Origin of the sequence: Thermobifida cellulosilytica TB100 (assembly GCF_001517975.1) — a bacterium.
Classification (GTDB): Bacteria; Actinomycetota; Actinomycetes; order Streptosporangiales; family Streptosporangiaceae; genus Thermobifida; species Thermobifida cellulosilytica.
The window spans coordinates 122,696-130,057 of sequence record NZ_KQ950185.1; the positions used below are offsets into that span (position 1 = coordinate 122,696).

The 7,362-nt window shown below is 70.4% G+C and carries 7 protein-coding genes, 1 tRNA gene and 1 pseudogene; all 9 read left to right on the plus strand.

Annotated elements, in window-relative coordinates; translation table 11 throughout:
- Window positions 1-1,049 (plus strand): annotated as a pseudogene (locus AC529_RS20605) (DUF2510 domain-containing protein); the annotation flags it as partial.
- 104 nt (window positions 1,050-1,153) lie between these two features.
- Window positions 1,154-1,789 (plus strand): oligoribonuclease, encoded by a 636-nt coding sequence (gene orn / locus AC529_RS16280; protein WP_068758227.1) that lies wholly within the window; start codon window positions 1,154-1,156, stop codon window positions 1,787-1,789.
- A 73-nt stretch (window positions 1,790-1,862) separates the two neighbouring features.
- Window positions 1,863-1,935: transfer RNA gene (locus AC529_RS16285), tRNA-His, on the plus strand.
- A gap of 369 nt (window positions 1,936-2,304) precedes the next feature.
- A complete protein-coding gene (locus tag AC529_RS16290; protein ID WP_083948342.1) occupies window positions 2,305-3,360 on the plus strand; it encodes a hypothetical protein in 1,056 nt (351 codons plus the stop codon).
- Between the two features lie 66 nt (window positions 3,361-3,426).
- On the plus strand, window positions 3,427-4,212 hold the full coding sequence (gene cpaB, locus AC529_RS16295; RefSeq protein ID WP_068758228.1) for a Flp pilus assembly protein CpaB: 786 nt from the start codon (window positions 3,427-3,429) through the stop codon (window positions 4,210-4,212).
- A 40-nt stretch (window positions 4,213-4,252) separates the two neighbouring features.
- Window positions 4,253-5,029, plus strand: a complete 777-nt coding sequence (locus AC529_RS21365; RefSeq protein ID WP_394326451.1) for a response regulator — start codon at window positions 4,253-4,255, stop codon at window positions 5,027-5,029.
- A 236-nt stretch (window positions 5,030-5,265) separates the two neighbouring features.
- Complete coding sequence (locus AC529_RS21370) at window positions 5,266-5,853, plus strand: TadE/TadG family type IV pilus assembly protein (RefSeq protein ID WP_394326456.1); 588 nt, start codon at window positions 5,266-5,268, stop codon at window positions 5,851-5,853.
- A 4-nt stretch (window positions 5,854-5,857) separates the two neighbouring features.
- On the plus strand, window positions 5,858-6,223 hold the full coding sequence (locus AC529_RS16305) for a TadE/TadG family type IV pilus assembly protein (RefSeq protein ID WP_068758229.1): 366 nt from the start codon (window positions 5,858-5,860) through the stop codon (window positions 6,221-6,223).
- A 34-nt stretch (window positions 6,224-6,257) separates the two neighbouring features.
- The coding region (locus tag AC529_RS16310) for a CpaF family protein (RefSeq protein ID WP_083948344.1) at window positions 6,258-7,362 on the plus strand (1,105 nt) is incomplete at its 3' end.

Consider the following 7,362-nt stretch of genomic DNA (forward strand, 5'->3'; position numbering starts at 1 on the left):
ACGACCCCACCGCCGACCTCGCCCCTGGTGCGGCCGCCATCCGCTTCCTCGGCGAGGCGGAAGCGGACGACGCCCCCCGCACCGCGGTGCTCAACCCCGGCGACGCGCCCAAGACCGCGGTGTTCAGCCCCGACGACCCGATGTTCACCCAGGCTGCGGCGGGCGAGGGCGCCGAGGAGGACAAGGGCGGCAAGTTCAACAAGTTCCTCGGCAGCCTCAAGGAAGGCATCCAGGACTACCGCGCCGAACTCGCCGAGGAGCGCAAGAAGCGCCAGGAGGAGCAGCGGCGCAAGGCCGAGGAGGAGGCCAAGCAGCGCGCCGAGCGGGAGGCTCGGGAGGCAGAAGAGCGCAGGAAGCGCGAAGAGGAGGAGCGCAAGCGGCTCGCGGAGCAGGCCAAGGCGGCCCCGCAGGGGCCGGGGTCCGCCCTCTCGGCCGCCTCCGGGCACGGTGCCGCGCACCCCTCGACCACTCCGTCGGAGCATCCCCCCTCCGGCCCCCACCCGAGCCACGCCCCCTCGGGGCCGAACGCCGGCCACCCGCCGGTGCAGGCGCCGCCCTACCCCAGCGGCCCCCAGCCGTACCCGTACACACCGCAGACCGGCGCACAGCGCGGCATGGCCTACCCGCCCCAGGCCCCGTCGCGTCCGACACCGCCCGCCACCCCGCAGCAGCCCCCGGTTCCCGGGCGCGGCGGTACACCGGCGCCCGCCGCCTCCAACTATCCGGCGGTCCCGCCCGGCTACCCGCAGCGGGGGCCGGTTCCCGCTCCCTACAACCGCGGCCACCAGCCCGCTCCGGGAGTCTCCGGGCAGCCTCCGCTCCCGGGCCAGCAGCAGTGGGGGCCGGGACGGGGCGCTCCGTACCCGGTGCAGCCCCAGGCTCCCCAGCAGCAGAAGAAGAAGGGCGGCTGCTGCGGCTGCGGCTGCGTCTCCATGCTGGTCGTCCTGGTGATCGTGCTGCTGGTCATCGTGGGCGGCTTCTACCTGTGGCTGGACCGGAACGCGCTGATGGTCACGATCTTCGGCGACCCGAGCCTGGTGGGGCTGTAGCCCCCGCCCGCCCGCGGTCCCGCCGCAGAGGCGCAGGCAGGACCGCGGGCGGGTACGATCGCACACCGGCCGAGTCATGGGGGAAAAGTTCTAAGCTATCCCTTATGAACGACAGCCTGGTGTGGATCGACTGTGAGATGACAGGGCTCGATCTGGCGAAGGACGCCCTGATCGAAGTGGCCTGTCTCGTCACAGACGGCGAACTCAACCAGCTCGACGAGGGCATCAACGTGGTCATCAAACCGCCGCAGGCGGCACTGGACCAGATGGGCGAGTTCGTCACCCAGATGCACACCGCGTCCGGCCTGCTGGCCGAACTCGACAACGGGGTCACCCTGAACGAGGCGGAACAGCTCGTTCTGGAGCACATCCGGCGCCACGTCCCGGAGCCGCGGAAGGTTCCGCTGTGCGGCAACTCCATCGCGACCGACCGCGCCTTCATCGCGCGGGACATGCCGCTCGTCGACGAGCACCTGCACTACCGCATGGTGGACGTGTCCAGCATCAAGGAACTGCTGCGCCGCTGGTACCCGCGGGTGTACTTCGCCAGCCCGGAGAAGCACGGCGGCCACCGCGCCCTGGCCGACATCACCGAGAGCATCCGGGAGCTGCGCTACTTCCGTGCGGCCGCGTTCGTTCCCCCGCCCGGACCGGACAGCGCCACGGCCAAGGCCATCGCCGCCGACATCGTCGCTGGGGGCGACGGCATCGGTGTGGGCACTTCCACCGAAAAAGGGTGAGCGGAGCACTCCCCGGAGCCGGTAGTATGCTGCTGAACGCAGACGCGGACCAGAGTCCGGCTCCGCGCTCGTGGTGGGTGTAGCTCAGTTGGCAGAGCACCTGGTTGTGGTCCAGGTTGTCGCGGGTTCAAATCCCGTCACTCACCCTCGAAAGCCCCGGTCTTCGGACCGGGGCTTCGTCGTTCCCCGGCCTCGGGCCGTTCTCCGTTTCGGGACGGCCGCGGTCCGGGACTTCCTCTTTTTCTTCCCGGCACTGTCGTCTCTGGCCACACCGGGCCAGTTGTGCACAGCCTTCTCCCGGGGCTTGCTTTTTCCCGACCGTATAACGCACGGTAGAGAATGGTGTGCACCACGGTCTTTCCTCCGAATTGACCTCAGAAGGGCCATCACCTTTTCGTTACGATGAACCCCGCAGGTCGTTCAAGGGCACCCCGTACTGACCGGCATCCGTCCCATGCGACTCACCCCCTGGGAGCCTGACCTTGTCCAGCGGCCGTTCGAGGTCCACAAGCGTCGTGGCCCTGCTCGCGGACATACCGAGCACGGGCCATCTTGGTGATGCCCAGGCGCGACGCTTCTCCCTGGGGGGCGACAACCTCGCCGTCCAGGCCAGCGAATTCATCGACTTCGCCGCCCACCACATCACCCAGGGCAGAAAAGTCGTTGCGCTCTACCCCACGTGGCGAAGCAGCCGCGCCGAACGCGCCATTCGGTTCGCCCGGGGCGCGCTGCGCACCGACCACGTCGCCGCCGTCCCCATGGACCTGTCGCCGCTGGCCCTGTCGCTGCTGGCCGACCAGTTGGCCTACCTCGCGCCGTACCTGCCCGCCGGGCTGATCGCCGAACTCGGCGACGAACTCGCGGCCCACGTCCTGGCCGGCGGCTGGTTGCGCAGCGTCGCCAACCTCTCCACCATTCCCATCACGGTCAAGCAGCACATGGGCTCCTTCGCCCCGGGAGTGGTGTTCCTCGCCTTCTGCGCACCGGTCAAACGGGTGGGGCGGGTGAAGAAGTCCAACCCGTCGGCGAACATCCCCTTCCGCCCGATGAACCCGACCCAGATCCTGGTCTCCACCGGCGGGGACGCCGACCGCGCCGCGTTCGACGGACAGTTTCTCCCCGCGGTCGGCGCCACGGCGGTACGCGATCTACCGGAGCAGCCGCTCGGCCCCGCCTACTGGGGCTCCGCCAAGTATGTGGAATTCGTGGTCCTCAGCGCCCACCCGGACGCGCTGACCAATCCCGTCCGCGCGCTGCGCTCCACCGCCTGCCTGTGGTGCCGGGACCGGGTCGCCGGTGCGCGCTGCCGGTTCTGCGGGGCGGCCAACCAGACCCCGATCCGCCGCCAGCCCCGCCCCCCTGCCTCGCCTTCTGCCCCCGCACAACCCGGAAGGCACCCGCAGGGCCCCCCGCCGTCTCCCCCGTCCGGTCCGCGGCCGGCCGGGCCGCCGCCTCCGGTCACCCCCCCGATCGCTCCGGGCGCGGGCGGTCCTCTCCGCCCCCCGCGTCCGCTTCCCCAGTCCCCTCCTCCGCGCACCGGTCCCCTGCCGGAGTACCGGCCCACGCGGTAGGCCCATCGGCCGCAGCACCTGCCCCTCATTCCAGCACCGTCTGGTCAGCACTAGAAACGGAGCGTCATGAACCCCCGTCAACGACGCGGCGTTCTGCTCATGATCCTCGCCGCACTCGGCGCGGTCGTCGTGTTCTTCATGATCGTCTCGTACGTCAACACGCTCAACAGCGAACTGGGCACCTACCGGACGGTTCTGCGGCTCACCCAGGATGTCGACCCCTACCAGCCGATCACCGAGGACATGGTCGAGCCCTACGAGGTGCCCGCCAAGTTCTTCGACGAACAGGTCTTCCTGTCCGACCTGGCCGACGCCGACGAGGCGCTGTCGCAGCCGGGCAGCGAGCCGGTCTCCGCCGCCTTCCTGGAGGCGGGCACCCTGTTGCAGAAGAGCATGGTGATCCCCGCCCCCGCCCTGGAGAGCGGCGAACGCGAGATCGCCATCATGATCAACGCCGAGACCGGCGTGGCCGGCAAGGTGTCCCGCCAGTCCCGCGTGGACGTCTACGCCTCCTTCCAGCCCAACGAGCAGTCCCCCGCCTGCGCGGTCCGCGTGCTGACCAACGTGGAGGTCCTGGACGTGGGCGACATCGGCTCGCAGATCGACTCGCAGACCGGCGGCACCAACACCGTCGTCCCCGTCACCTTCCGGCTCACCCCCCAGCAGGCGTTGCAGCTCACCTACGCCGAGTCCTTCGCCACGAAGCTCCGGCTGGCGCTGGTCAGCGCGCGCGGGTCGGGGACCCCGGGCGACATGGAGTTCTGCTCCGACGACCAGCTCAGGGCCCTCGGCGAGCAGCAGGACAGCGAGCAGGACAACGGGCAGGACAGCGGCATCCCGGGCGGTAACTGATGCACACCACACGCCAGCCCGCCCCCGGAGGTGAGAACGGATGAGCACCTACCAGGTCATGATCGGCGTCCACGACGACGAGCTGGAGAACGCGCTCACGGCGCGGTTCGAGGAGATCGCCGACGCCGAGGTCGTGGGCGCCTTCCGCTCCTCCCACGAGATCAGCGACGCGCTGTCGCAGTTCCCCGCCCTCGACGTGGTGCTGATCCACGAGGACCTCGGCCCCCTCCCCGTCCTCGAACTCATCCGCGACATCTCCCGCAACCGCCCCCAGCTCGCGGTCATCCTGATCGTGGACGAGATCTCCCCCGCCCTCTTCACCAGCGCGGTGGAGGCGGGCGCGCGCGGCCTGTTGCAGAGCGACGCCACGATCGAGGAGCTCAGCGCACGCGTCTCCAGCGCGGCCGAGTGGTCCCGGACCCTGCGCCGCCACCTGGAGGCCGCGTCCCTGGACCTGCCCATGGCGGGCCGCCGCGGCCGGATCATCACCCTGACCGGCGCCAAGGGCGGGGTGGGCACCACCACCACGGCGATCCACCTGGCGCGGATGGCGGCCGGGTGGTCTGCCTGGTCGACCTCGACCTGCAGTCCGGGGACATCCCCGGCTACTACGACCTCAAGCACCGCCGCAGCATCGTCGACCTGGTCGAGGCCGCCGACGACATCAGCGCCGCGATGCTCGCCGAAACCCTCTATGTGCACCCCGACGGGCCGCACATCCTCCTGGCCCCCGTCCACGGCGAGAACGGGGAGGACGTCACCGCGCGTGCCGCCCGACAGATCCTGGGAGCGCTGCGGTCGCGCTACGACCTGGTGATCGTCGACTGCGGCTCCTCCGTGAACGACGCGACCGCCGTGGCCGTGGAACTCTCCGACACCGCGCTGGTCCTCGTCACCCCCGACCTCCCGGCACTGCGCGCCGCCCAGCGGCTCATGGCGATGTGGGACCGGCTGCAGATCCGCGCGCCCAAGAACGTCACGTCGCTGCTCGTCCGGCACAGCCGCAAGAACGAGATCCAACCCGACTTCGCCCGCAAACTGCTGGGCACCCCGATGCTGCGCACCACGGTCCCCGCCGCCTACCGGGCGCTGGAGGAGGCGTCCAACACCGGGGACCCCTCCCGGCTCACCGACGAGAACCTGCTCAGGGCATTCGGGAGGATCGCCGGCGAACTGGGGCTGTTCGACTCCGCCGAGAACTCCGCTCCCGCGCCCGTCTCGTCGGCCACCACCCAGGAGGCGGCCGAGACGCTGCTCGCCCGCAGCCGCCGGGCGCGCGGCCGGGACGACACGGGAGCGTCGATCGTGGAGTTCGCCTCGCTCGTGCCGCTCCTCGGGCTGGCGCTCCTGCTCACCTGGCAGATCGTGCTCATCGGCCTGACCGGGATGTACGCCTCCCACGCCGCCAACGAGGGAGCACGGCAGGCGGCCATCACCCCCGACGACCCCGAACTGATCCGCGAGGAGGCCGTCCGGCGGGTACGTCCTCCCTGGGACGACGAGGACACCTTCCGGTTGGAACGGATCACCGTGGACGGCCGGGAGTACGTCGAGGTGACCATCGCGATGCCGATGGTGCTGCCCGGCCTGGGCAGTCCGTGGGACATCAGCAGCCGCGCCATGATCTTCCCCGAGGGGTGACACGGTGTTCCCGTCCTCGCGTGCCCGCCCTGGCGACCGCGGCTCCCAGCTCGTGGAGTTCGCCGTCTACCTGCCGCTGTTCCTGCTCATGGTGACGGTCGCGTTCGAGGTGTTCGTGTCGTTCGTCGCCGTGGAGCAGGCCGAGAACGCGGCCCGCATCGGCGCCCGGACCGCGGAGCGCTCCGGTCCCGGCGCCGGCGCGGAGGCAGCACTTCAGGCCCTGCCCTCCTGGTTGGACGACGCCGATGTGCGCGCCGGCTACACCGCCGACCGCGGCGTCTTCGCGGAGGTGGAGATCAGCGTCCCGGTGGCCTTTCCGGTCGGCGGGCTGCACTACACCGTGGTCCGCCGCGTGGACCTGGCCCTCTGATGTTCCCGCACCGCTCTCTTCCCAGGTAAGGCTCATGGCACTCAAGGACCGGCTCAACGAGGACCGCCTCGCCGCCCAGCACTCCGACCGCAGCAGCGTCGCCCACTGGCGGCAGCGCCTGCTCTCCGAGATCAACCTGGACGACCTGGCCATGCTCAGCCTCGAGCAGCGCCGCATCCGCCTGGAGAAGGTCGTCGGCCACCTGCTGTCCCGCGAGGGGCCGGTGCTCTCCGACCGGGAGCGTGCCAACATGATCCGCCGGGTGGTGGACGAGGCGCTGGGGCTGGGCGTGCTCGAACCGCTGCTGGCGGACGAGAGCATCACCGAGATCATGGTCAACGGCCCCGACGACATCTTCATCGAACGCAACGGCCGGGTGGAGCGCATCGAGACCACGTTCGCCAGCGAGGAGCAGCTCTACCAGACCATCGACCGCATCGTCTCCACGGTCAACCGCCGGGTCGACGAGTCCAGCCCGATGGTCGACGCGCGCCTGCCCACCGGCGAGCGCGTCAACGTGATCATCCCGCCGCTGTCGCTGTCCGGGCCGATCATCACGATCCGACGCTTCCCCAAGCCGTTCACCATCGAGCAGCTCATCGCCAAGGGCAGCCTCGACGAGGTGACCGGCATCCTGCTGGCCTCGATGGTGCGGGCCCGGTTCAACATCATCGTCTCCGGGGGTACCGGCACCGGAAAGACCACGTTCCTCAACGCGCTGTCGGCGTTCGTCCCCTCCCAGGAACGCATCATCACCATCGAGGACTCCGCGGAGCTGCAACTACAGCAGGAGCACGTGCTGCGGCTGGAGGCCCGCCCGCCCAACATCGAGGGCGCGGGCGCCGTGACCATCCGCGACCTGGTCCGCAACTCGCTGCGTATGCGCCCCGACCGCATCATCGTCGGCGAGGTCCGCGGCGCCGAGACCCTCGACATGCTGCAGGCGATGAACACCGGCCACGACGGCTCGCTGACCACCGTGCACGCCAACTCCGCCGACGACGCCGTGCACCGCCTGCTGACCCTGGCCTCCATGAGCGAGGTCAAGATCCCCTTCGAGGCGCTGCGCGACCAGATCAACGCGGCGGTCGACGTCATCGTGCACCTGTCGCGCTACCCGGACGGCTCGCGGCGGGGGG

Excerpts from the sequence above, each read along its gene's own strand:
- orn (WP_068758227.1), top strand. The coding sequence starts at position 1,154 with ATGAACGACAGCCTGGTGTGGATCGACTGTGAGATGACAGGGCTCGAT.
- cpaB (WP_068758228.1), top strand. The coding sequence starts at position 3,427 with ATGAACCCCCGTCAACGACGCGGCGTTCTGCTCATGATCCTCGCCGCA.
- AC529_RS21365 (WP_394326451.1), top strand. The coding sequence starts at position 4,253 with ATGAGCACCTACCAGGTCATGATCGGCGTCCACGACGACGAGCTGGAG.
- AC529_RS21370 (WP_394326456.1), top strand. The coding sequence starts at position 5,266 with ATGCTGCGCACCACGGTCCCCGCCGCCTACCGGGCGCTGGAGGAGGCG.